General features: G+C 69.1%; 23 protein-coding genes and 1 pseudogene. 18 read left to right on the top strand and 6 right to left on the bottom strand.

Annotated features, from left to right (window positions below):
- Window positions 1–38: 38 nt before the first annotated feature.
- From GON09_RS08245 to GON09_RS08215, 7 genes are read left to right on the top strand one after another with little or no spacing between them, the layout of a single operon-like run.
- The gene (locus tag GON09_RS08245; protein ID WP_213931375.1) at window positions 39–1,145 is read left to right on the top strand and encodes an ABC transporter substrate-binding protein; all 1,107 of its coding nucleotides are present in this window, start codon (window positions 39–41) and stop codon (window positions 1,143–1,145) included.
- Window positions 1,126–2,220: a FecCD family ABC transporter permease gene (locus GON09_RS08240; RefSeq protein ID WP_244865442.1), complete on the top strand. Its 1,095-nt coding sequence runs from the start codon at window positions 1,126–1,128 to the stop codon at window positions 2,218–2,220. The genes GON09_RS08245 and GON09_RS08240 overlap by 20 nt, the downstream gene beginning before the upstream one ends.
- Entirely contained in the window at window positions 2,213–2,968 is a 756-nt protein-coding gene (locus GON09_RS08235) for an ABC transporter ATP-binding protein (protein ID WP_213931374.1), read from the top strand. Before GON09_RS08240 ends, GON09_RS08235 begins: the two co-directional genes overlap by 8 nt.
- A complete protein-coding gene (locus GON09_RS08230) occupies window positions 2,965–3,582 on the top strand; it encodes a hypothetical protein (RefSeq protein WP_213931373.1) in 618 nt (205 codons plus the stop codon). Before GON09_RS08235 ends, GON09_RS08230 begins: the two co-directional genes overlap by 4 nt.
- Complete coding sequence (locus GON09_RS08225; protein ID WP_213931372.1) at window positions 3,579–4,217, top strand: hypothetical protein; 639 nt, start codon at window positions 3,579–3,581, stop codon at window positions 4,215–4,217. The genes GON09_RS08230 and GON09_RS08225 overlap by 4 nt, the downstream gene beginning before the upstream one ends.
- Before the next feature lie 7 nt (window positions 4,218–4,224).
- The gene (locus GON09_RS08220; protein ID WP_213931371.1) at window positions 4,225–4,716 is read left to right on the top strand and encodes a hypothetical protein; all 492 of its coding nucleotides are present in this window, start codon (window positions 4,225–4,227) and stop codon (window positions 4,714–4,716) included.
- A gap of 25 nt (window positions 4,717–4,741) precedes the next feature.
- A complete protein-coding gene (locus tag GON09_RS08215) occupies window positions 4,742–5,395 on the top strand; it encodes an O-methyltransferase (RefSeq protein ID WP_213931370.1) in 654 nt (217 codons plus the stop codon).
- 8 nt (window positions 5,396–5,403) lie between these two features.
- On the opposite strand, the gene GON09_RS08210 is transcribed toward GON09_RS08215, so the two are convergent.
- Both GON09_RS08210 and GON09_RS08205 read right to left on the bottom strand, forming a co-directional pair.
- On the bottom strand, window positions 5,404–5,847 hold the full coding sequence (locus GON09_RS08210) for a ferritin-like domain-containing protein (protein WP_213931369.1): 444 nt from the start codon (window positions 5,845–5,847) through the stop codon (window positions 5,404–5,406).
- Window positions 5,844–6,341, bottom strand: a complete 498-nt coding sequence (locus GON09_RS08205) for a hypothetical protein (protein ID WP_374195390.1) — start codon at window positions 6,339–6,341, stop codon at window positions 5,844–5,846. The genes GON09_RS08210 and GON09_RS08205 overlap by 4 nt, the downstream gene beginning before the upstream one ends.
- A 150-nt stretch (window positions 6,342–6,491) precedes the next feature.
- Between GON09_RS08205 and rimP the strand changes: the two genes are divergently transcribed.
- From rimP to truB, 11 genes are all read left to right on the top strand, one after another.
- Complete coding sequence (rimP, locus tag GON09_RS08200; protein ID WP_213931368.1) at window positions 6,492–7,091, top strand: ribosome maturation factor RimP; 600 nt, start codon at window positions 6,492–6,494, stop codon at window positions 7,089–7,091.
- Window positions 7,088–8,116: a transcription termination factor NusA gene (gene nusA / locus GON09_RS08195; RefSeq protein WP_213931367.1), complete on the top strand. Its 1,029-nt coding sequence runs from the start codon at window positions 7,088–7,090 to the stop codon at window positions 8,114–8,116. The genes rimP and nusA overlap by 4 nt, the downstream gene beginning before the upstream one ends.
- Before the next feature lie 44 nt (window positions 8,117–8,160).
- Complete coding sequence (locus tag GON09_RS08190; protein WP_213931366.1) at window positions 8,161–8,469, top strand: YlxR family protein; 309 nt, start codon at window positions 8,161–8,163, stop codon at window positions 8,467–8,469.
- Between the two features lie 203 nt (window positions 8,470–8,672).
- Window positions 8,673–11,564 (top strand): translation initiation factor IF-2, encoded by a 2,892-nt coding sequence (gene infB / locus GON09_RS08185; protein ID WP_213931365.1) that lies wholly within the window; start codon window positions 8,673–8,675, stop codon window positions 11,562–11,564.
- Window positions 11,565–11,649: 85 nt separating this feature from the next.
- Window positions 11,650–11,940: a DUF503 domain-containing protein gene (locus tag GON09_RS08180; protein WP_064065123.1), complete on the top strand. Its 291-nt coding sequence runs from the start codon at window positions 11,650–11,652 to the stop codon at window positions 11,938–11,940.
- Window positions 11,941–11,993: 53 nt separating this feature from the next.
- A complete protein-coding gene (gene rbfA, locus GON09_RS08175) occupies window positions 11,994–12,452 on the top strand; it encodes a 30S ribosome-binding factor RbfA (RefSeq protein WP_064065124.1) in 459 nt (152 codons plus the stop codon).
- Window positions 12,430–13,488: a DHH family phosphoesterase gene (locus GON09_RS08170; protein ID WP_244865996.1), complete on the top strand. Its 1,059-nt coding sequence runs from the start codon at window positions 12,430–12,432 to the stop codon at window positions 13,486–13,488. Before rbfA ends, GON09_RS08170 begins: the two co-directional genes overlap by 23 nt.
- The gene (locus tag GON09_RS08165) at window positions 13,485–14,876 is read left to right on the top strand and encodes an MATE family efflux transporter (protein WP_213931364.1); all 1,392 of its coding nucleotides are present in this window, start codon (window positions 13,485–13,487) and stop codon (window positions 14,874–14,876) included. Before GON09_RS08170 ends, GON09_RS08165 begins: the two co-directional genes overlap by 4 nt.
- Before the next feature lie 5 nt (window positions 14,877–14,881).
- Window positions 14,882–15,820 carry a metallophosphoesterase family protein gene (locus GON09_RS08160; RefSeq protein ID WP_213931363.1) on the top strand — a complete coding sequence of 313 codons (939 nt, stop codon included), beginning with the start codon at window positions 14,882–14,884 and terminating at the stop codon, window positions 15,818–15,820.
- A gap of 41 nt (window positions 15,821–15,861) precedes the next feature.
- A complete protein-coding gene (gene npt / locus GON09_RS08155; RefSeq protein ID WP_213934349.1) occupies window positions 15,862–16,524 on the top strand; it encodes a 4'-phosphopantetheinyl transferase Npt in 663 nt (220 codons plus the stop codon).
- Window positions 16,524–17,447, top strand: a complete 924-nt coding sequence (truB, locus tag GON09_RS08150) for a tRNA pseudouridine(55) synthase TruB (protein ID WP_213931362.1) — start codon at window positions 16,524–16,526, stop codon at window positions 17,445–17,447. The genes npt and truB overlap by 1 nt, the downstream gene beginning before the upstream one ends.
- Before the next feature lie 106 nt (window positions 17,448–17,553).
- Here truB and GON09_RS08145 read toward each other — a convergent pair whose 3' ends face one another.
- From GON09_RS08145 to GON09_RS08130, 4 genes and pseudogenes are all read right to left on the bottom strand, one after another.
- Complete coding sequence (locus GON09_RS08145) at window positions 17,554–18,246, bottom strand: metal-dependent transcriptional regulator (RefSeq protein WP_307854340.1); 693 nt, start codon at window positions 18,244–18,246, stop codon at window positions 17,554–17,556.
- Window positions 18,247–18,266: 20 nt separating this feature from the next.
- Entirely contained in the window at window positions 18,267–19,160 is an 894-nt protein-coding gene (locus GON09_RS08140; protein ID WP_213931361.1) for a metal ABC transporter permease, read from the bottom strand.
- Window positions 19,157–19,956: pseudogene (locus tag GON09_RS08135) on the bottom strand (metal ABC transporter ATP-binding protein). Before GON09_RS08135 ends, GON09_RS08140 begins: the two are co-directional and overlap by 4 nt.
- Complete coding sequence (locus GON09_RS08130) at window positions 19,953–20,840, bottom strand: metal ABC transporter substrate-binding protein (protein ID WP_213931360.1); 888 nt, start codon at window positions 20,838–20,840, stop codon at window positions 19,953–19,955. Before GON09_RS08130 ends, GON09_RS08135 begins: the two are co-directional and overlap by 4 nt.
- Window positions 20,841–20,943: the final 103 nt, after the last annotated feature.

The raw sequence follows: 20,943 nt of genomic DNA, 5'->3' as shown, positions 1-20,943 counted from the left end.
TGAGATCGACGGTGCGGCGGGAGAAGCGACAGAGGGGCGTGGCGTCGCGGTCCCAGTGGGTCGCCGCAGGACTCATCGGTGCCCTCGCCTTCACGGCCGGGTGCTCGAGCCGCGATACCCAGGAGGCCGACGCCTCGACTGCGGGTGACGTCGTCACGATCGTCGACCAGCGAGGCGAGACGATCACCCTCGACGGACCGGCCGAGAAGGTGGCCTTCACGGTCATGCCCGCGCCCTCGATCTTCGCGGCGGTCGACCGGAGCTACGACCGCATCGTCGGCATCAACCAGTCCACGCTCGTCGCGAACCAGGGCGGCATGTTCGCCACCATGTTCCCGGCGTCGGCCGAGTCGACCACCGTAGCCGGAAGCGACTTCGTGCCCAACGTCGAGACGCTCCTCGAACTCGACCCCGATGTCGTCGTGCAGTGGGGCGATCGCGGTCCCGACGTCGTCGAGCCCATCGAGTCCGCCGGTTTCCCCGTGGTCGGACTCGAGTACGGCACGCAGGAGGACCTGGAAACGTGGATCACCCTGTTCGCGCAGATCGCAGGCAAGCCCGAACGCGGTGAGGAACTCGTCGCCTGGCAGCGCGCCGAGATCGAGGAGATGCGCGAGAAGGTCGCCGGACAGAACACCCCGCGGCCGCGCGCGATGATCCTCTCGCGCAACGGCGACGCCTACAGCACGACGAGTGCCACCGGATACGACGGCTTCCAGTTCGATCTCGTGGGGGCGGAACTCGTCACCGAAGGGTTCGTCTCGGATTCCGGTCAGGTGAGCCCCGAGCAGATCCTCGCCTGGGACCCCGAGGTCATCATGCTCAGCGGTTTCGACCAGAGCACACCGGCCGACATCTACGCCGACCCGCGCCTCGCCGGTGTGAGCGCGGTGCAGAACGGCCGCGTCTACAAGACCCCGCTCGGCGGCTACCGCTGGCAGGTCCCGAGCGCCGAGTCGCCCCTGATGTGGGAGTGGATGTTCCGCATCCTCTATCCGCAGGACCAGACCGGTGAGTTCCGCGACGACATCCGCGCCGCCTTCGACGACCTGTTCGCCTACGAGATCTCCGAGGACGAGATCGACCAGGTGCTGCGCTTCGACCTGAACCGGGACGCCGCGAGCTATGACCAGTTCGCCCGTTGACTCGACGGCCCACTCGGCCCCCGCGGCGCCGATGCCGGCGCCCCGGCCGTTGAAGTGGGGCCGTAACCCGCTGATCATCGCGGGCTTCACCGCGCTGCTCGTGGTGGTCGCTCTCGTCGCGCTCGCGGTGGGACGCTATTTCGTCCCCCCGAACGAGATCGTCCGCCTGCTCGCAGGTCAGATCCTTCCGCTCCGAGAGACCTGGACGCAGCAGGAGAGCACGGTCGTCCTCGATGTCCGCCTGCCCCGCGTGCTGCTGTCCATCCTGATCGGCGCCGGACTGGCACTCACCGGCGCTGTGATGCAGGGGGTCTTCCGCAACCCCCTCGCGAGCGCGCAGATCCTGGGAGTGTCCTCCGGTGCCTCCTTCGGCGGCGTGCTGGTGCTCCTCGTCGGGCTCGGCGGCATCGCCCTCGTCGGAGGCGCTTTCGTCGGCGGCGTGATCGCCCTGCTTCTGGTCCTCGCGATCGCGCGGGCCGTCCCGGGGGCCCCACTGCTCATGATCATCCTCGGTGGGACCGTCGTGGGTGCGATGTTCCAGGCGATGGTCTCGTTCATCACCTATATCGCCGATCCCTACAGTGAACTGCCGTCGATCGTCTTCTGGCTCATGGGATCTCTCGCCACCGCCAGCTACGGGAAACTCGCGATCGCCGCAGTGCCGATCCTTCTGCCCGCCCTCGTGGTGCTCGCGCTGCGCTGGCGCCTGAACATCCTGTCGATGGGGGACGAGGACGCCGTCGCTCTCGGGCTGCGCCCGCAACGCCTGCGACTGCTGCTGCTCGGCTGCGTCGCGATGATCACTGCCGCGGCGGTGTCGGTCTCGGGTGTCATCGGATGGGTGGGCCTGGTCGTGCCGCATCTGGTGCGCATGATGATCGGCACCGACAACCGGATGGTGCTGCCCGTCAGCGCACTCCTCGGCGCCGCCTATCTCACCGCCATCGACACCCTGTCGCGTGTGCTCAGCACCGCCGAGATCCCGATCGGCATCCTCACCGCGATCATCGGCGCGCCCTTCTTCGTCGCCCTGCTGATCCGCAACCGAACCCGACTGTGGGGTAGCGATGCTTGACGCGAAATCCATCTCGTTCCGGTACTCGGCCAAGGGGCCGTGGATCTTCGAGGACGTCACGGTCACCGCGAGCGCCGGTGAGGTTCTCGCCGTGCTCGGTCCGAACGCACGGGGCAAGACGACGATGCTCAAGTGTCTGTCCGGCCTGCTCACGCCGGTCACCGGGACCGTCACGTCCTCGGGCACCATCGGATACGTGCCGCAGAGTCATGCGGTGGCCTTCTCGTTCACCGTGCTCGACATCGTGCTCATGGGACGCGCCCGCAAGGTGCGCATCTACAGCTCTCCCACGAGTGCGGACCGCGACGCCGCTCTGGACGCACTCGGTCGCGTCGGCATCCTGCATCTGGCCGCCCGCGATTACGGCGGTCTGAGCGGCGGCGAACGGCAGCTCGTCCTCATCGCCCGGGCGCTGGTGTCCGGCTGCGACACGATCGTGCTCGACGAACCGGCCTCCGCTCTCGACCTGCGGAACCAGGCGCGCGTCCTCACGGTCCTGCGCGGCCTGGCCGACGACGGGATGGCCGTGGTCATGACGACCCATCATCCCGATCACGCCCTGCACATCGCCGAGCGTTCGATGCTCATGGTCTCCGCCGACGACCAGCGGGTCGGCGCCACCCGCGAGCTGCTCGGTGACGAGTTGCTCAGTGAGATGTACGGCGTGCCGATCGTCACCGCCGACGTCGCGACACCGAGTGCGCTACGCCGGTTGACGGTTCCGGATTTCGGAAGGGGGATCGCATGAGCGTCCTGAAAGCGGTGATGGCGCCGCGCGACGGTGCGCTGGTCGACGGCTTCCGTGAGATCGACGTCTACGACCTGCCGTCCGCGTGCGGGCCCGAGGTCACCGGTATCTACTTCACCGGTGACGTGGATCAGGAATACCTGTCCGACAACCGTGACGTGCTCGACGCGTTCGTCACACGCGGTGGCAGAGTTCTGATCAACGGGCACGTCCAGCGGATCTTCCTCACCGGCCTCACACGGTGGCGCAAGCTCGAATTCCGCAATCCCTCGGATCTCGTCCTGAGCCGGGTGAACGAACATCCGGTCTGGGCGGGGATCGATCCGAAGGCACTGCTGTACAACAGCGGTCGCCGGGAGCCGGTGCCCTTCGAGGAACTCGAACGCATCGGCGTGGCCGGTTTCTACGGCCGCGGGTGCTATCTCGATATGCCCGACAGTGCGCAGGTGGTGCACACCCTCGGACGTACGCGCGCGCCGATCGACTACGAGTACCGGCTCGGCCGGGGACGGGTGCTCGTGCACGGCGGCAACGACCTGCTGCAATTCGCCGGGGAGCACCGGGGCACCGCCCATCTTCGTACGCAGATCCTCGACTGGCTGGAGGGCCGATGAGCCGAGAGACCCGAACGAACCCGGCGCCGGCGGTCGCCTTCCTGCACGGCGGCAGCCACAGTCACCTGGCGACACTGGCCGATCCCGCCCTCGCGCCCTACCGGATGCGCGCGGTGCACGTCCGCACCGGCGTACCGGAGGACATCGCAGGCTCCGATGTCGTGGTCGTCGCCGATCGGCTGCGGCCGGATCTGCTGTTCGGATGGGCGGCGGCGGTGAAGGATGCCCTGGAACGAGGCGCAACGGTCGTCGTCTTCGGCGAGAACCACGTCCAGGACTGGCTGGAAGTGCCCGAGCAGCCGCGGCCGACAATCTTCTGGTGGTGGCGCACCGGTGAGGACCACCGGGTGCGACTGCAGGCACCGGACCATCCGGCCTGGGGATTCTTCTCCGACCGCTCGGTGATCTGGCACTACCACGGGGTGCTCGAACCCCCGCCCGGCGCAGTGAGTCTGGCGGATCTGCACACCCCCGACGGAGAACGGGACGGCTCGATCCTGTTCGTCGACGAGGCCAACCACCGCGGCCGCCTGCTGGTGACCACGATGGATCCGGTCTATCACCACGGTTCGGGCTTCATGCCCGGAGCCACCCGATTGTTGTACTCGGCCCTCCACTGGGCCACGAGAGGATAGGACGCGCGTGCTCACCGTCTACGAGTCGGGTCACCCGATCGAATTCACCTTCGCCGACCTGATGAAATATCACGGTCCCGAGTTTCCTGGGGGAGTGGCCCACGGCTTCACCGTGATGCGGCACGCCTTCTCGATCCTCGGCGACGTCGAGCGCCGGGAAGTCCGGGTGCGCACCGCCTTTCCCGGCCCCGGCGGGCGTGACGCCGTGGAGATGGTGCTGCGTGCCGTCACCGACGGGCGCTACGTCGTCGACCCGGAACTGGCCGCGACCGAACGCGGCGCCACCCTCGCCCGCTACGTCTGGCAGTTCACCTGGCGCGAGCGCAGCGTGACGCTGCAGATCCGCGACGACGGACTCGTCACCGACGAATTCATCGCGCTCGGAGCCAAGACCGGCCGCACCGACGCCGAGAACGCACGGCTCACCGTGCTGAAGCAGGAGATGACCGACCGCCTGCTCGCCCGCGAGGTGGGTGCCGCCTACGAAGTGGTGGAGTGACCCGCCCCGCGCCACAATGAGCCGCATGACCGAGAACTGGAACGCGACCGACGACTACCTCGCAGATCTTCTCGTCGGTGACGACCCTGCGCTGACGGCGGCACTCGCGGCGAACGCCGCCGCCGAGCTACCGCCGATCGACGTCGCGGCGGTGCAGGGCAAGTTCCTGCATCTGCTCGCCCGGATCCGGGGCGCCCGGCGCGTACTCGAGATCGGCACGCTGGGGGGTTACTCCACGATCTGGCTGGCGCGGGCGGTAGGGGAGTCGGGGCACGTCACGACCCTCGAATACGAGCCCCGGCACGCCGAGGTGGCCCGCGCCAATCTCGACCGCGCCGGCGTCGGGGACCGCGTCGACATCCGGGTCGGCGCGGCGCTCGACACCCTGCCGGAACTCGAAGGACCGTTCGACCTGGTGTTCATCGACGCCGACAAGGAGAACAACAGCAACTACGTGCGCGAGGCACTGCGGTTGTCGCGTCCGGGGACCGTCATCGTCGTCGACAACGTGGTGCGGGCGGGCGGCATCGCCGACCCGGACAGCGACGACGAACGTGTCCGCGCCTCACGGGACGTGCTCGAACTGCTCGCCGGTGAACCGCGCCTCGACGCGACGGCGCTGCAGACCGTCGGGACGAAGGGCTGGGATGGTTTCGCGCTCGCCGTCGTGATCGAGTGACTCCCGGCTCAGGGCTGACCGGGGAAGGCCACCGACGGCACGACTCCGCGGCTCTGCCGCCAGCGCGCCGCCCGCAGGGCCGCCTCCGTGAGTGCACCTACGGCGGTGGCGCGGGTGGACTCGCTGCGTGCCCGTTCCACGACCGACCGCCACGCGACCGCCGTGTCGCTCTCGATCTGTTCGGCGAGCTGGGCGGCGGACGCGGAGTCGATCACCGGGAACGGCACCGTGTACCCGGGTGCCGCGACCGGAGGATCGACGCTCGCGGCGCGCAGCGCCTCGGCCGTCGCATCACGGCGAGCGCGGTGCGCGGCGGTGTCCTCCGCCACGGCGTCCGCGCGGGCGGGCTCCACGAAGGCCGCGATCACGCCGTATCCGAAGACCGCCGCGTGTTCGGCCTCCAGCGCGTCGACGAGGGCCTGCTGTTCGGAACCGAGTTCGGGTGAGCTCACGGCAGCATCACCGCCGTCTGCACGGCACAGGAAGCGCTGATCGAGGCGAGCAGACCCGCGCGGTAACCCGAGAGCGTGCGCGCGAGGTCCGCCGCTTCGCGCTGCGACCGGTTCAACCGTTCACGGAGCTCCTCGAGGGTCGGGAGCTCACCGGTGGGTGTGGTCACGGTGGTCGACGGGGGAGTGAAACTCGTCGTTGCGCCCTCCATCCGGGCGATCTCGGCCTCGAGCGCGTCGCCATGGGAGGTCCGCTCCGCCGCGATCGTGGTGAGCGCCGCGGACAGCTCCGGCGACCGGGCGAGAAGCGCGGTGGCGATCGCGGCGTCGGTGCGGGCCCGGGCCGCCTGACCCGCCAACGGATCGGGTTCCGCGGCATCCTCGTCGGAGGCGCCGCACGCGGTGATCGTCGTGATTCCGAGCCCACCGACAGCGATCGACGACCATCGCAGGAGGGTTCGTCGGGAGACGGCGGGACGGTCGAGTGACATCGGCACCGGACCATCCTGCCAGTCGCGGCGTCGGGAGAAGGACGTCGCCCTGGTCACGGCAGCACGAAACGCGGGTTAGGCTTGAAGTCTGCCGGTACGCATCCGTTCCGGCCCGCTGTCCGCTGCGACCACAACTGAACGAGGAGCCTGCCCGCCATGCCTGTGCCGCCCCCGGAGAGGATCGTCGAGCTCGTCTCCGATCTGCTCGCCAGAGAGGGATACGACCTCGAGGACGTGGTGGTCACCGCCGCCGGAAAGCACAGTACGGTGCGTCTGCTCGTCGACAGCGACGCCGGTCTCGGTCTCGACGAGGCGGCGCGCCTGAGCCGGGTGGTCTCCGAGTCCTTCGACGAGGTGGCGGACTTCGGCGAGTCGCCCTACGTGCTCGAGGTCACCAGCCCCGGTATCGGTCGCCCGCTGACCGAGGCCCGCCACTGGCGGCGCGCCCAGGGCCGCAAGGCGAAGGTGGAGCTGGCCGACGAGACTCTCGTCGCACGCATCGGTGAACTCGTCGGAGACGAGATCAGGCTCGTGCTGCCCGATCGGTCCGGGCCGGTGGTGCGCTCGGTCCCGCTCGCCGCGGTGCGCAGAGCGGTGGTGGAGGTGGAGTTCTCCCCGCCGCCGCCGAGGGAACTCGAGCTCGCGGGCGGGGTTCCGGACGGCCGGGTCGCGGCCGGGGAGCTCGCCGAGGGACCCGAGGACGAGACCGGCAGCGACGACCAGGACGAGACGAACGAAACGAAGGTGGACAAGTGAATATCGAGATCGCCGCCCTGCGCATGCTCGAGGCGGAGAAGAACATCCCGTTCGACGAGCTCATCGCGACGCTCGAGACGGCCCTGCTCACGGCGTACCGGCATGTCGACGGACATCAGCCGCACGCGCGGGTCGTGGTCGACACGAAGACCGGCGCCATCCAGGTCCTGGCCGAGGAGCGCGACGCCGACGGCAACCTGATCGCCGAGTGGGACGACACCCCCGAGGACTTCGGCCGGATCGCGGCGACCACCGCGCGCCAGGTCATCATGCAGCGCATCCGCGACGCCGAGCACGAGCAGCGCTTCGGTGAGTTCGCGACCCACGAGGGCGAGATCGTCAGTGGTGTCGTGCAGCGCGACTCGCGTGCCAACGCCCGCGGCATGGTCGTCGTGAAGATCGGTGGCGAGACGAACAACGCCGAGGGACTGATCCCGCCGGCAGAGCAGGTGCCGGGGGAGACCTACGAGCACGGCGACCGCATCAAGTGCTACGTCGTGGGCGTCTCCCGCGGGCAGCGCGGCCCGCAGATCACCCTGTCGCGGACGCACCCCAATCTGGTGCGCAAGCTGTTCGCCCTCGAGGTCCCGGAGATCGCCGACGAGTCGGTGGAGATCGTTGCGGTCGCCCGTGAGGCCGGGCACCGCTCCAAGATCGCCGTGCATTCGACCGTGCCGGGCCTCAACGCCAAGGGTGCGTGTATCGGCCCGATGGGGCAGCGAGTGCGCAACGTGATGCGCGAACTCGGCGAGGAGAAGATCGACATCATCGACTACGACGAGGACCCCGCGAAGTTCGTGGGTAACGCGCTGTCGCCGTCGAAGGTGGTGTCGGTCACGGTCGTCGACCCCGACGCGCGCGCCGCCCGTGTCGTCGTTCCCGACTTCCAGCTGTCTCTCGCGATCGGCAAGGAAGGGCAGAATGCCCGGCTCGCGGCCCGCCTGACCGGGTGGCGCATCGACATCCGCAGCGACGCCGCGCCCGCCGGGAAGGACGATTCCCGCGGCGGCTCGACAGGCTCGTAGGAGTGGGATGCGGGATTCCGGGCAAAACAGCGGTACAGTGGTCGATGGTTCAGCATGACCTGTCCTCGACCGGCGGGGAACGTGCCTCTGCGGTGCGTACCTGTGTCGGATGTCGGCAGCGAAGGCTGACTGCCGAACTGCTCCGGGTGGTGGCGCGCGATACGGAACCGTCAGGTTTCGCCGTGATTCCCGATCCCCGACGCAGGCTTCCCGGGCGAGGTGCGTGGTTGCATCCCACTCCGGAATGTCTGGGCCTGGCGGTTCGGCGTCGAGCATTCGGCAGGGCACTGCGCGTGACCGGAAATCCGGACACCACAGCGCTGGATCAGCTGGTCGGGTCCACGGAACAGTGATCACGGACGCATCGAATCGGCCTCGGCCGGTACGACGACCGTGGGAACGAAGACGAGGAACACCAACAGTGACATCGCACTCTGAGAAGAACAGGCACGAACACTCATGAGCACACCGTGAAGCACCAGCGATGAACGTCCATCGGAGATAACCCGAGGTCGTGCGGGCAGTCGGCCGCTCGACCTCATCAGTGAGGAGAGCAGTGGCAGGCAAGGCCCGCGTGCACGAGTTGGCGAAAGAACTCGGTGTCACCAGTAAGGAACTACTCGCACGCCTGAAGGAACAGGGCGAGTTCGTCAAGTCCGCGTCCTCGACCGTCGAACCACCGGTCGCGCGTCGTCTGCGCGAATCGTTCGGCAAGACCGAAGGCGACGGCGCAGCTGCGAAGGCTGCACCCACCTCCGCACCGAAGCCCGGTGCGCCCCGGCCGGGTCCCCGGCCCACCCCTGCGAGCCCGGCTCCCGCGGCCGAGGCCGCACGTCCGAAGCCGGGTGCACCGAAGCCGGCCGCTCCCAAGCCGGTTCCGGCACCGGAGGAGAAGCCTGCGGCTCCCGCGCCTCAGGCGCCCGCCGCCGAGGCGGCACCGCAGGCCCCGGCTGCGCAGGCTCCCAGCCCGACGCCGCAGGCTCCCGCGGCCAAGCCCGGCCCCAAGCCGGCCGGTCCGCGTCCGGGTCCGAAGACCCCGCGCGTCGGTAACAATCCGTACTCCTCGGCGCCGGCCGAGCGTCCGGCGCCGCGTCCGAGTGGTCCGCGTCCCGGCCCGGGCGGACCGCGTCCGACCCCCGGTCAGGGCGGCCCCCGGCCGACGCCCGGACAGGGACGTCCCGCGGCGGGTCCCGGTGGCCCGCGTCCCGCTCCGGGACAGGGCGGACCTCGTCCCGCTCCGGGACAGGGCGGACCTCGTCCCGCTCCCGGTCAGGGCGGACCCCGTCCGTCCCCGGGCTCGATGCCTCCGCGTCCCAACCCGGGTGCGATGCCGCAGCGTGCTGCACGTCCGGCCGCGTCCGGCCGTCCGGGCCGCCCCGGCGGAGCTCCCGGTGGACGCCCCGGCGGCGGTGGCGGCGGTTACCGCGGTGGCGGTGCCGGTGGCGGTGGCGGCGCACCTGCCGGTGCAGGCGCTCCCGGTGGTTTCCGCGGTCGCCCCGGTGGCGGCGGCGGTGGCCGCGGTCGCGGCGGTGCAGCCGGCGCGTTCGGTCGTCCCGGTGGCGCTCCGCGTCGTGGTCGCAAGTCGAAGCGGCAGAAGCGGCAGGAATACGATTCGATGCAGGCGCCGTCGGTCGGCGGTGTGCGGTTGCCGCGTGGCAACGGCGAGACCATCCGTCTCGCTCGCGGCGCGTCGCTGTCGGACTTCGCCGAGAAGATCGACGCCAACCCGTCGGCCCTGGTTCAGGCGCTGTTCAACCTCGGTGAGATGGTCACGGCCACTCAGTCGGTGAACGACGACATCCTCGAGCTGCTCGGCTCGGAGATGAACTACGTCGTGCAGGTCGTCTCGCCCGAGGACGAGGACCGCGAACTGCTCGAGTCGTTCGACATCCAGTACGGCGAGGACGAGGGCGGCGAGGAAGACCTCCAGCAGCGTCCGCCGGTGGTCACCGTCATGGGTCACGTCGACCACGGCAAGACCCGCCTGCTCGACACGATCCGTAAGGAGAACGTCGGTGAGGGTGAGGCCGGTGGCATCACCCAGCACATCGGTGCCTACCAGGTGATGACGCACCTCAACGGTGAAGATCGCCTGATCACCTTCATCGACACCCCGGGTCACGAGGCGTTCACCGCCATGCGTGCCCGCGGTGCCAAGTCGACGGACATCGCGATCCTCGTGGTCGCCGCCGACGACGGCGTCATGCCGCAGACGGTGGAGGCGATCAACCACGCACAGGCCGCGGACGTTCCGATCGTGGTCGCGGTGAACAAGATCGACAAGGAGGGTGCGAACCCTCAGAAGATCCGGCAGCAGCTCACCGAGTACGGGCTGGTCGCGGAGGAGTACGGCGGCGAGACCATGTTCGTCGACATCTCCGCGAAGCAGAACCTGCACATCGACCAACTGCTCGAAGCGGTGCTGCTCACCGCCGACGCAGCGCTCGATCTACGTGCCAACCCGGACATGGAGGCGCAGGGCGTCGCCATCGAGGCGCACCTCGACCGCGGTCGCGGTCCGGTGGCCACCGTCCTCATCCAGCGCGGCACCCTGCGGGTCGGCGACTCGATCGTCGCCGGCGACGCCTACGGCCGCGTGCGCCGCATGGTCGACGAGCACGGTGAAGATGTGCTCGAGGCACTGCCGTCGCGTCCGGTCCAGGTCGTCGGCTTCACGTCGGTGCCCGGCGCCGGCGACAACCTGGTCGTCGTCGAAGAGGACCGCATCGCGCGTCAGATCGCCGACCGGCGTAATGCTCGCAAGCGCAACGCACTTGCAGCACGCAGCCGCAAGCGCATCAGTCTCGAGGACCTCGATGCCGCGCTCAAGGAGCACAACGAGCTCAACCTCATCCTCAAGGGCGACAACTCGGGTACCGTCGAAGCCCTCGAAGAGGCGCTCATGGGTATCGAGATCGACGACGAGGTGCGCCTGCGGGTCATCGACCGCGGTGTCGGTGGTGTCACCGAGACCAACGTCAACCTCGCTGCCGCGTCGAACGCCGTGATCATCGGCTTCAACGTCCGCGCCGAGGGCAAGGCCACCGAGCTCGCGAACCGCGAGGGTGTCGACATCCGCTACTACTCGGTCATCTACCAGGCGATCGACGAAGTGGAGAAGGCCCTCAAGGGCATGCTCAAGCCGATCTACGAGGAGGTCGAGCTCGGCCGCGCCGAGATCCGCGCGATCTTCAAGTCGTCGAAGATCGGTAACATCGCGGGTTGCCTCGTGCAGTCCGGCATCGTCAAGCGCAACGCGAAGGCCCGCCTCATCCGCGACAACAACGTCGTGGCCGAGACGGTCACCATCTCGTCGCTGCGCCGCGAGAAGGACGACGTCACCGAGGTCCGCGAGGGCTTCGAGTGCGGTTTGACGATCACCTACTCCGACATCAAGGTCGGCGACGTGATCGAGGCGTACGAGTTGCGCGAGAAGCCGCGCGACTGATCCACCCGCGCCCGTGGCGGTGAACGATTCGTCGTTCGCCGCCACGGGCGTGTCGGGATGTCCGACTCGTCGACGGGAGGAACGGATGTACCTGGGAGCACTCGAACTCGACCTGCTTCTCGGCGACGTGCATTCGCTCAAGCAGAAACGATCGGCGATCCGCCCGGTGGTCGCAGAATTGCGCCGGCTCGGGGTGTCCGTCGCCGAAACCGGGGAACACGATCTGTACCGCCGTGCGCGGGTGGGTGTGGCGGTTGTCGCCTCCGATCTCGCGCACGTCGGGGAGATACTGGACAAGTGTGAGCGGCTGGTCGCCCAGCGGCCCGAACTCGACCTGCTGTCGGTCAGGCGCAGGCTGTTCGGGCCCGAGGACTGATCCGGGCCGCACGACGGGCCGCCGGCCGGCGGCCACAGAAGGGAACGAACGACATGGCCGATCCAGCACGGGCCCGCCGACTCGCGAAGCGCATTGCCACCATCGTGGCGACCGCCATCGATCTCGAGATCAAGGATCCGCGGCTCGAGTTCGTGACGATCACCGACGCGAAGGTCACCGCGGATCTGCACGACGCCACCGTGTACTACACGGTTCGGGGCGCGGATCTGAACACCGAACCCGATCACGCCGCCGCCGCTGCGGGGCTCGAGAAGGCCAAGGGTGTGCTCCGCTCCAAGGTGGGGGCGGGCACGGGTGTGCGGTTCACCCCCACGCTGACGTTCGTCACCGACACGGTGCCCGATACGGCCCGTCACATGGAAGAACTCCTCGAACGTGCTCGCGCAGCCGACAACGAGGTCGCTCGTGCTCGTGAAGGTGCCGTTCCGGCCGGCGACGCCGATCCCTACAAGGAGCCCCGTGAGCGCGATGCCGGTGACGACGACGAATAACGCACCGGTGCCCGATCCGAACCCGCCGGTGATTCCGGCGCACCGGGACGATGTCGGCGTCCCGCTCGTCCCGTCAGGGTCCGTCGACCTGCACGGTGCCGTCGCTCTGCTCGACGCGGCGGCAACAGTCACGGTGCTGTGCCACATCAATCCCGATGCCGACACCCTCGGCAGCGGTCTGGCTCTCGGGCTCGCACTCGAGCGGCGCGGTGTCGCCGTGCAGGTCGCCTTCGGTTCGCCCGCGAGCATGCCGGAATCGATGCGATCGCTGCCGGGCAGGCACCTGGTCGCCCCGGTGGCGGACGTGCGCCGCGAAGTCGATCTCGTGGTCACTGTCGACTGTGGCACCGCGGGCCGTCTCGGGGTTCTGCGCGATCGCCTCGACACCGCTCCGAACGTCCTGGTGATCGACCACCACCTGTCCAACACGCGGTTCGGCACCCACAACCTCATCGATCCGGAGTCCGAGGCCACGGCGATGGTGCTCGCGGACCTCTTCGATGCGTGGGGTGTCGAGATCGACGCCGCGCTCGCGCACTGCCTGTATGCGGGACTGGTGACCGACACCGGATCGTTCCGGTGGGGCCGCCCGCAGGCCCACGGACTCGCCGAGCGTCTCCTGGCCACCGGGATCGACGGCACGTCGATCACACGGACGCTGCTCGATACCCATCCTTTCGGCTGGCTGCCGATGCTGTCGTCGGTGCTGGCCACGGCCACGCTCGAACGCGATGCCGCGCAGGGCAGGGGACTGGTCTACGCGTTCGTCCGACGCACCGACTCGGCGCATCTCGGCCCGGAAGAGGTCGAGAGCGTCATCGACATCGTGCGCACCACCGCCGAAGCCGAGGTCGCCGCGGTGTTCAAGGAGGTCGCTCCCGAAGAGTGGACCGTCTCGCTGCGTGCGAAGACTGCGGTGGACGTATCGGCCGTCGCCACCGCGCTCGGCGGTGGGGGGCATCGGCTGGCCGCAGGGTACACCGCCCACGGCGACACCGATCGGATCGTCGCCGCACTGCGCGGCATGCTCGGTTGACGGCCCCCGGCGGGTCGGCCGCCCCGGACACGCCCGGCGGGTCGGCCCCCTCGGAAGTCTCAGGACGGCGCATCTTCGGGCTCGCCGTTCCCGCGCTCGGGGTCCTCGCGGCCGAACCGCTCTACCTTCTCTTCGACATCGCCGTCGTCGGCCGGCTCGGGGCTCTGCCCCTGGCCGGTCTCGCGATCGGCGGGCTGATCCTCGCGCAGGTCAGCACCCAGCTCACGTTCCTGTCGTACGGGACCACCTCGCGGGCGGCGCGCTTCCACGGCGCCCACCGGCACGACGACGCGGTCGGCGAAGGTGTGCAGGCGACGTGGCTGGCGATGATCGTCGGACTGGCGATTCTGATCGTCGGTCAGGCGCTGGCCGCACCCGTCGCGCGGTTGCTCGCGGGCGACGCCGAGATCGCCGACGCGGCGGTGTCGTGGCTGCGCGTCGCGCTGTTCGGAGTACCTCTCATCCTGATCGGCCTGGCCGGCAACGGCTGGATGCGCGGGGTCCAGGACACGATCCGGCCGTTGCGCTTCGTCATCGCGGGCCTCGTCCTGTCGGCGGTGCTGTGCCCGGTACTGGTCCACGGTCTCCTGGGCGCTCCTCGATGGGAACTCGTCGGTTCCGCCGTCGCCAATGTGATCGGGCAGTCCGTGTCGGCCGTGCTGTTCGTGGTCGCGCTGCTGCGCTCCGGCGTCCCACTGCGACCACGTCCTGCGGTGATCGGGGCGCAGCTGCGGCTCGGGCGCGACCTGATCGCCCGCAGTCTCGCGTTCCAGGCCTGCTTCCTGTCCGCGGCGGCGGTAGCGGCCCGTTTCGGTGCTGCCGCGGTGGCCGGCCATCAGGTCGTGCTGCAACTGTGGAACTTCGTGACGCTGACCTTGGACTCGCTGGCGATCGCCGCGCAGGCTCTCGTCGGTGCTGCACTCGGCGCGGCGGATCGGCGGGGTGCGTCTCGGCTGGCGTGGCGCCTGTCGGTCTGGTCTGCGATCTTCGCCGCCGTCCTCGCCGTGATCTTCGTCCTCGGCCGGGATGTGATTCCGGGTCTGTTCACCGGCGATGCTGCGGTGCTCGACCAGATCGGCATCGCATGGTGGTTCTTCGTGGCGATCATGCCGCTCGCGGGAATCGTGTTCGCACTCGACGGAGTTCTTCTCGGCGCGGGGGACGCGGCATTCCTGCGCACGGCGACGCTCGCCTCGGCGTTGTTCGGGTTCCTGCCGTTGATCTGGCTGTCGCTCGCGTACGACTGGGGTCTGGCGGGTATCTGGACGGGGCTTACGGTGTTCATCGTGTTCCGAATGATCGCCGTCGTATGGCGCACGCTCTCGGGACGATGGGCGGTGACGGGCGCGGACCGGCAGGTGCGCGTCCACGACGAGTCGGGAGGTTAGTGCCGGTGGCAGCGAAGCTGTGGGCGATCAGCGACATCCATGTGGGTCATCGGGGCAATCGACCGGTCACCGAGGATCTGCATCCCGAGTCGCCCGACGACTGGTTGATCGTCGCGGGGGACGTGTCGGAGAAGACCGACGACATCCGGTGGGCGCTGTCCCAGCTCCGCAGCCGGTTCGCAAAGGTCATCTGGGTGCCCGGCAACCACGAACTGTGGACGACCGCCAAGGACCCGGTGCAGATGTTCGGGGTCGCCCGCTACGACTACCTCGTGACGATGTGCCGCGAACTCGACGTGCTGACTCCGGAGGATCCCTATCCGATCTGGGAGGGTGAGGACGGGCCGGTGGTGCTCGTCCCGATGTTCCTGCTCTACGACTACTCCTTCCTCCCGGACGGCACCACGACGAAGGCGGACGGCCTTGCGCTCGCGCGGGAACGCAACGTCGTCGCGACCGACGAGTTCCTGCTGAAGCCGGATCCGTACGTCACTCGCGACACCTGGTGCCGGGTACGGGTGGAGCAGACCCGGGCACGGCTCGACGCGCTCGATCCCGCCCTGCCCACAGTGTTGATCAACCACTTCCCGCTGGTACGCGAACCCACCCGGATGCTGTTCTACCCCGAGTTCGCGCTGTGGTGCGGCACCACCGAGACGGCCGACTGGCACCTGCGTTACCGGGCGCTGTGCAGTGTCTACGGCCACCTGCACATTCCGCGGACGACCTACTACGACGGGGTGCGCTTCGAGGAGGTCTCGGTCGGTTATCCGCGCGAATGGCAGCGACGCGGACTCCCGGAGCAGCCGCTGCGGCAGATCCTCCCCGTCCCGGCGTATCCGCCGGGCAGCCTGAACAAGTGGGGCGGTCACTTCACCGTGACCCCCGAGATGGAAGCCGAGGCCGAGAAGATGCGGGCTCAACGAGAGAAGGAGTTGCGGTGACCGAACCGGACACCGGGCAGAAGACGGATACGCGCGGGGCGCTGATCGGGCGTATAGTGCCGGACGGCGTCGCTGCAGCCGAGTTGTTCGAGGACCCACCGGGACTGCGGCCGCACCCCCAGGAGGAGCCGCTCGTGGCGCGGGCGGTGGACAAGCGGCGGCGCGAGTTCGCCGGTGCCCGCCACTGTGCCCGGCAGGCCATGCGCACGCTCGGCGTCGACCCCGCCCCGGTGCTGCGCGGGGAGAAGGGCGATCCGATCTGGCCGCGCGGGCTCGTCGGCAGCCTCACCCACTGTGACGGCTATCGCGGTGCCGTCCTGGGTTATTCGCTGCAGGTGCGTTCGCTCGGCATCGACGCCGAACCGCACGACGTGCTCCCCGACGGGGTGCTGCCGGCGGTGAGCCTCGAGGCCGAGCGCGAGTGGCTCGCCTCGGCGGGCGACGACCTGCACTGGGACCGTCTGCTGTTCTGTGCCAAGGAGGCCACCTACAAAGCGTGGTTCCCGCTCACGCGGCGGTGGCTGGGCTTCGAGGACGCCCACATCACGTTCGAGCGCGACACCGCCGCGGACGCGACGGCCGGCACCTTCCATTCGCGGTTGCTCGTCCCGGGCGACACCGTCGACGGAAAGCCGCTGACCGGCTTCGACGGCCGATGGCTGATCGCCGACGGTCTCGTCCTCACCGCGATCACGGTGCGCTGATGAACGACCCCGCACGCTCGCAGGAGCATCCGGCCCTCGCCCGCGCAGGTCTGCTCGTCGTCGACAAGCCTGCCGGCATGACGAGCCACGATGTAGTGGCCCGCTGCCGCCGACTGCTCGGTACCCGCAAGGTCGGGCACGCGGGCACACTCGACCCGATGGCGACGGGTGTTCTCGTACTCGGCGTCGAACGTGCCACGAAACTGCTCGGACTGCTCGCGCTGACGACCAAGTCGTACAGCGCGACCGTGCGTCTCGGTCAGAGCACCGTGACCGACGACGCCGAAGGCGAGACCGTCGCTACGACGGACGCAACCCACGTCACCGACGAACAGATCGCCGAGGCCGTGGCCGCGCTGACCGGCGACATCCAGCAGGTGCCCGCCAGTGTCAGCGCCATCAAGATCGACGGGAAGCGCGCCTACGCCCGAATGCGGGAGGGGGAAGCGGTCGAGCTGAAGGCGCGGCCGGTGACGGTCTCGCGCTTCGACGTCCGCGCGCGCCGTGATGTGCCCGAGGGCGGGTTCGTCGACCTCGACGTGGACGTGGACTGCTCGTCCGGCACCTATATCCGCGCGCTCGCACGCGATCTCGGTGCGGCCCTCGGGGTGGGTGGTCACCTCACGATGCTGCGTCGCACGCAGGTCGGCCCGTTCGACCTCGGGCACGCCCGCACGCTCGAGCAGCTCGCGGAGGATCCGTCACCGAGCCTCGACATCGACGCGGCGGTGCGCACCGCCTTCGAATGCCGGACCATCAGCGACGAGGAAGCGGGTCTGGTCGCGAACGGCCGCTGGCTCGAACCCGTCGGACTGCGCGGCGTCTACGCTGCTGTCGACTCCCGGGGGCGGGCAGCCGCGCTGCTCCAGGAGAAGGGCAGCCGCGCGTCGGCCGTCTTCGTGGTGCGGCCCGCCAACATGTGATCGGACAGGGCTCGCAACACGGAACGCGGGCTCGCAACGCTGTCCTGTCGGCCGACGACGGTGTTGCGAGCCTTCTGCCGGTGTCGTGAGCTCTGCCCCGGCCGGGTCAGACGAGCCAGATCGCCTCGGCCGCCGGATGACCGAGATCGATCGTGCGGCCCTCGGTCCTGCCCAGCCGGATCGAGATGGTGCCCGCGAAGTCCCGGCGTTCGAGCACGGTGATGTCGGTGTCCAGCGCGATGCCCACCTCGTCGAAGTAGCGCAACATGGCCGGGTCGGAGTCGGAGATGCGGGCCACCCGTCCGTGGTCACCGTCGCGGAACTCGCTCAGGGCGCGCGCCGGGGGTGAGGGGATCGTGCCGTCGGGCGACGGGATCGGGTCGCCGTGCGGGTCGCGTTCGGGATGGCCGAGCTTGGCGTCGATCGCCGCGACCATCCGTTCGGAGACGGCGTGCTCGAGGATCTCGGCCTCGTCGTGGACCTCGTCCCACCCGTAGTCGAGCTCGCGGACGAGGAACGTCTCGATGAGGCGGTGGCGGCGGACCATCGCCACCGCGGCCTGCCGCCCCTCGTCGGTGAGGGAGATCGCGCCGTAGCGTTCGTGGTCGACGAGTCCCTGATCCGCGAGTCGGCGGACCGCTTCGGACACGGTGGACGCCGACACGCCCAGCTTCTCGGCGAGCAGCTTGGTGGAGATCTTGTCCCCCGACCACTCCTGGACCGTCCACATGATCTTGAGATAGTCCTGCGCCACCGAGGACAGCATCTCGGTCGTGGTGGTCTCGTTACTCTCAGGCACGCGTCCAGCTTAGGTAACCGTCACCGGGGAATCACGTTCTCGGTCGGCTCGCTCGTCTTTACGCTCTCCGGGGCGCGGCGGCGCGTCACGAATCGGGTGACGACGCCCTGCCGCGGGGCGAACAGGTACGCGAGGGTGAAGACCACGGCCTGGGCGAGCACCACCACGCCGCCCGTCGCGGCGTCGGTGTAGTAGCTGGTGTACACACCGACCACCGAGGCGATGACGGCGAGCACCGGCGCGATCACCAGCATCCGGGCCATCCGGTCGGTGAGCAGATATGCCGTCGCGCCCGGAATGATGAGCATCGCGACGACCAGGATCACGCCGACCGCCTGCAGCGCGCTGACGATGGTCACCGCCAGCAGCGACAGCAGCAGTGCCGACAACGCGGCGGGGGACAGGCCGAGCGTGTGTGCCTGGACGCGGTCGAAGGCGAACAGCGTCAGATCGCGGCGCTTCGCGACGAGCACGGCCAGGACGACGGCCGCCAGGATCGAGACCTGCCAGACGTCGCCTGTGGCGAGCCCGAGCAGGTTCCCGAACAGCACGTGGTGCAGGTCGATCTGGCTCGGGTTCTTCGAGATCAGCACCACGCCGAGGGCGAACAGCGTCGTGAAGACGATGCCGATGGTGGCGTCCTCCTTCACGCGGCTCGTTCCGCGGACGAGCCAGATCAATGCCACGGCGATCCCTGCGAAGACCAGCGCTCCGAGCGCGAACGGCACTCCTACCAGGTAGGCGAGCACGACGCCGGGCAGCACGGCATGCGAGACCGCGTCGCCCATCAGCGACCAACCGATGAGCACGAGCCAGCAACTGAGCAGGGCACACACGACGGTCGCGGCGACGGCCACGAGCAGTGCGCGCTGCATGAAGCCGTACTGCAGGGGTTCGATGAGCACGTCGATCATCGTCCGGCCTCCTGTGTGTGTGGGCCTCTTGTGTGCAGGACTCCGTCCGTCCATCGTTTGCCGGTGGGGGAGCGCCGAAGGCGCGTGCGAGGTTCTCCGGGCGGAGAACCTCCTCGGGGGTGCCGTGGACGAGGACGCGGCGCTGCAGCAGCACCGCCTCGTCGCACAGCTGCGTCAGACCCGCGAGATCATGGGTGGCCACGAGGATCGCGTGGCCGCTCGCGGCCAGTTCCCGGATGACGGCGGTCAGTGCGTGCTCGGTCGTCGCGTCGACCCCCGCGAACGGCTCGTCGAGCAACAGCAGCGGTGAGCCCTGCGCGATCGCCCGTGCCACGAAGACACGTTTGCGCTGGCCACCCGAGAGTTTCCCGATCTGCCGGCCGGAGAGCGCGGTCATGCCCACGCGTTCGAGTGCAGCGTCGACGGCATCGTGGTCGGTGGGGCGCGGGCGGCGCAGGAAGCCCTGGTGGCCGTACCGGCCCGTCATGACCACGTCGCGCACGCCGATCGGGAAGTGCCAATCGACCGCTTCGGACTGCGGCACGTAGGCGACCTGCGTGCGGCGCCGCGCCGCGGTGGTGGTGGCCCCGCCGATGGTGACACGGCCCGAGGTGGGCCGCACCAGACCCATGATGGTCTTGAACAGCGTCGACTTGCCCGAGCCGTTCGTGCCCACGAGTCCGCACACGCGGCCGGGTGCGAGCTTCAGAGTGACGTCCTGCAGGGCCAGGACGGTGTCGTAGCGCACCGTCAATTCGTCGACGAACAGCGCGGATGCGTCGAGTGTCGAGGTCATGAGCCCAGTCCTGTCGTGATGACGTCGATGTCGTGTCGGAGCAGATCGAGGTAGGTGGGCACGGGGCCGTCCGCCTCGGACAGCGAGTCGACGTAGAGGATCCCGCCGAAGTCGGTTCCGGTGTCGGCCGCGACCTGCCGTTGCGCCTTGTCCGAGACGGTCGACTCGCAGAACACCGCCGGGACCTCGTTGGTGCGCACGAAATCGACGGTGCGGGCGATCTGCTGGGGAGTGCCCTGCTGATCCGAGTTCACCGGCCACAGATAGGCCTCCTGCAGTCCGGCGTCGCGGGCGAGATAACTGAACGCCCCCTCGCAGGTGACCAGTGCGCGCCGATTCGCGGGGACATCGTCGAGGGCGGTGACGAGTTCGGCGTGGAGACTGTCGAGTTCGGCCTTGTACGCCTCGGCGCGGGCCGCGAAGTCGCCCGAGTGCTCGGGAGCGAGATCGGTCAGTGCCGTGGCGATGTTGTCGACGTAGATGCGGGCGGCGAGAGGGGACATCCAGGCATGGGGGTTGTACGGTCCCGTCACCGCGCCCTCACCGATGGGCAGCGGATCCACACCTTCGCTCACGACGACGTGCTCGGCGTCGACGTCGGTGACGAACTGCTCGAACCACCGTTCGAGACCGAGTCCGTTGTCGAGGATCAGTTCGGCGTCGGTCGCGAACCGCAGGTCCCCCGGTGTGGGCTCGTAGCCGTGGACCTCCGCGCCGGGCTTGGTGATGGATTCCACCCGTACGTGTTCACCGGCGATGTTGCGCGTCATGTCGGCGAGCACCGTGAAGGTGGTGAGGACCAGGGGGCGGTCGTCGGCGGAATCGGTGGTCGAGCACGCCGTGAGGGTGGCGGCACAGGCGGTGGCTGCGAGTGCGGCGACCACGCGGCCGGCGTGGGAACGTCCGGAGCGTGTTCTGAGGGCTGTCGACGAAAAGTTCGGCACACCGAAATTATGCATTCGCACGACCGTCAACGTCACGCGGCCA

The sequence above is a fragment of the Rhodococcus sp. B50 genome, from assembly GCF_013602415.1.
Classification (GTDB): Bacteria; Actinomycetota; Actinomycetes; order Mycobacteriales; family Mycobacteriaceae; genus Rhodococcus.
Note: the sequence above shows the minus strand (reverse complement) of the source record. Positions and strands in the feature narration are given on the sequence as shown.